We start from the raw sequence: 2,620 nt of genomic DNA, 5'->3' as shown, positions 1-2,620 counted from the left end.
CGGCTGAACGAACTGCTCGATGGCCGCATCATCGGCCAGCAGCACGCGACGCAGATGATCGCCCGGCGCGTGCAGACTTCCCGCGCGTGGCTCGACAATCCGGACAAACCGGTGGGCGTATTTCTGCTCGCCGGCACGTCCGGCGTCGGCAAGACCGAGACCGCGCTGGCGCTCGCCGAGGTGCTGTATGGCGGTGAGCAAAACGTCATCACGATCAACATGAGCGAGTACCAGGAAGCGCACACGGTGTCGTCGCTGAAGGGAGCGCCGCCCGGCTATGTCGGCTATGGCGAAGGCGGGGTGCTGACCGAAGCGGTGCGCCGCCGTCCGTACAGCGTGGTGCTGCTCGACGAAGTGGAGAAGGCCCATCCCGACGTGCATGAGCTGTTCTTCCAGGTGTTCGACAAGGGTTGGATGGAAGACGGCGAGGGTCGCGTGATCGACTTCAGGAACACGCTGATCCTGTTGACCACCAACGTCGGCACGGATCTGATCACGAGCCTGTGCAAGGACCCGGAGCTGATGCCGGAGCCCGAGGGCATTGCGAAGGCGTTGCGCGAGCCGTTGCTGAAGGTGTTCCCGCCGGCCTTGCTGGGGCGCGTCGTGGTGATTCCGTACTTCCCGCTGTCCGACGAGATGCTCGGCGCGATCATCCGGCTGCAGCTTGGCCGTATCGAGAAACGCATCCGGCTGTCGCACAAGATTCCGTTTAGCTACGACGACGACGTCGTGAAGCTGATCGGCAGCCGCTGCACCGAACTGGAAAGCGGCGGCCGCATGATCGACGCGATCCTGACTAACACGTTGTTGCCGCGCATCAGCACCGAATTTCTGACACGCATGATGAATGGCGGCGCGGTCACGAAAGTGCGGATCGGGGCGCGCGACGGCGAATTTCTTTATACGTTCGATTGACCGGTCCGACCGGAGGATGGCTTCATATGCCGCAACAGGTCAGCATGGGCGCGACGCTGCAATGTTCGTTCGGCGCGGCGCCTTCGTCGCTGGTGGTTCTGCCACTCAACCGGGTGATCGGCGAAGGGCCGCCCGCGGCCAACATCATGGATCACATTCCGCTCGTCAACATACTGCCGTTCGGCATGTGCAGCTCGCCCGCCAATCCGACTGTCGCCGCCGCGACGGCGGCAGCGTTGGGCGTGCTGACGCCGATGCCGTGTGTTCCGGCCACCATGACACCCTGGACGCCGGGTGCGCCGAACGTGCTGCTCGGCAATCAGCCGTCGCTCGACAACGTATCCACCTGCACGTGCAACTGGGGCGGTGTCGTCACGATCGTCGATCCGGCGACGGTCCAGACAATGATTCCCTGACATGACCACACAAAACCCGAACCGACACGTCACCGTCAGTTGCGCGCCTGCCGGCACGGACCTGCTGTTTCTGCACCTGCGCGGCACCGAGGAGCTGGGGCGCCTGAGCGAATGGCGGCTCGATCTGCTGAGCGAGCGCAACGACCTGCAAGCCGCCGATCTGCTCGGGCATGACATCTCGGTTGCGCTGTCATTGCCGGGTGACGGCGAGCGGCAATTCAACGGCATCGTCACGGCGTTCAGGATCGTCGCGCCGGGCGACCGCACGCGCAACCGGATGGCGCGCTACGAGGCCGTGGTGCGCCCGCGGCTGTGGCTGCTTACGCGCGCGTCGCACAGCCGCTTTTTTCATCAAACCAGCGTGCTCGATATCGTGACAGGCGTGCTGCAGGACTACGACATCGACGTCAGCGATAAATGCCAGGCGAGCTATCCGCCGCTGCAGCACTGCGCACAATACCGGGAGACCGATTTCGCTTTCGTGAGCCGCCTGATGGAGCACGAGGGCATTTACTACTATTTCGAGCATAAGGCGGGCAAGCACACGCTGGTGCTGACCGATTCGAGCGACGTGCACGGACCCATCGAACACTATGCGTCGATCTCGTACGATGGGTGGCACGAGCCTTCGCACGAGAAGGAATGCATCTACGCGTGGAGTTCCGGCGCGGAGTTGCAGACCGGCAACTACGAAGTCAACGACTACGACTTCGAAAAGCCTTCGTTGAGTAACCAGCAAGGCCTGCTGTCGCGCGCGACGCGGCCGAAAGTCTACGATCCGCCGGTGTACACGATGCAGGAACATCTGAGCGGCCACGTCGAGTCGAGCGATGGAGATCGCTATGCGAAGGTCGGCATCGAGATTCGTCAGACTCGCAACGACAGCATCTCGGGCCGCTCGAGCGCGCGTGGCATCTGGCCGGGCGGCCAGTTCAAGCTCGAGAATCACGCGTGCGACCCGCAGAACCACGATTATCTGGTGGTCAGCGCCGCCTATGAAATCAATTCGGATGAGTATGTATCCGCGGTCAGACATGATCCGTCGCTGCCGTTCTTCGACTGCGCATTCACTGCATTGCGTAAAGAAAATCACTTTCGCTCCGAACGGCTGACTCCGCAGCCGGTCGTGGCGGGCCCGCAGACCGCCGTGGTGGTGGGCCCGGACGGCGAAGAAATCCTCACGGATAAATATGGCCGCATCAAGGTGCAGTTTCATTGGGAGCAGTTCTCCCCGCCGGCCGATGCCGAGGCCCGCGCGAGGCGGTGCTGGGTGCGGGTGTCGCAGAGCT

Annotated in this window: 3 protein-coding genes; all 3 read left to right on the top strand. The window is 63.0% G+C overall.

Going from position 1 to position 2,620, the window contains the following annotated elements; genetic code table 11:
• Positions 1–915 (top strand): AAA family ATPase (locus VGH68_RS21910; protein WP_331605807.1); only part of this gene is annotated, 915 nt, incomplete at its 5' end.
• Between the two features lie 26 nt (positions 916–941).
• On the top strand, positions 942–1,331 hold the full coding sequence (locus VGH68_RS21905; RefSeq protein ID WP_331605805.1) for a DUF4280 domain-containing protein: 390 nt from the start codon (positions 942–944) through the stop codon (positions 1,329–1,331).
• Position 1,332: 1 nt separating this feature from the next.
• A partial coding sequence (locus VGH68_RS21900) for a type VI secretion system Vgr family protein (protein ID WP_331605804.1) occupies positions 1,333–2,620 on the top strand: 1,288 nt, incomplete at its 3' end.

The organism is Paraburkholderia sp. (assembly GCF_036488505.1).
Lineage (GTDB): Bacteria > Pseudomonadota > Gammaproteobacteria > Burkholderiales > Burkholderiaceae > Paraburkholderia.
This window is presented reverse-complemented; position numbering and strand designations above follow the sequence as displayed.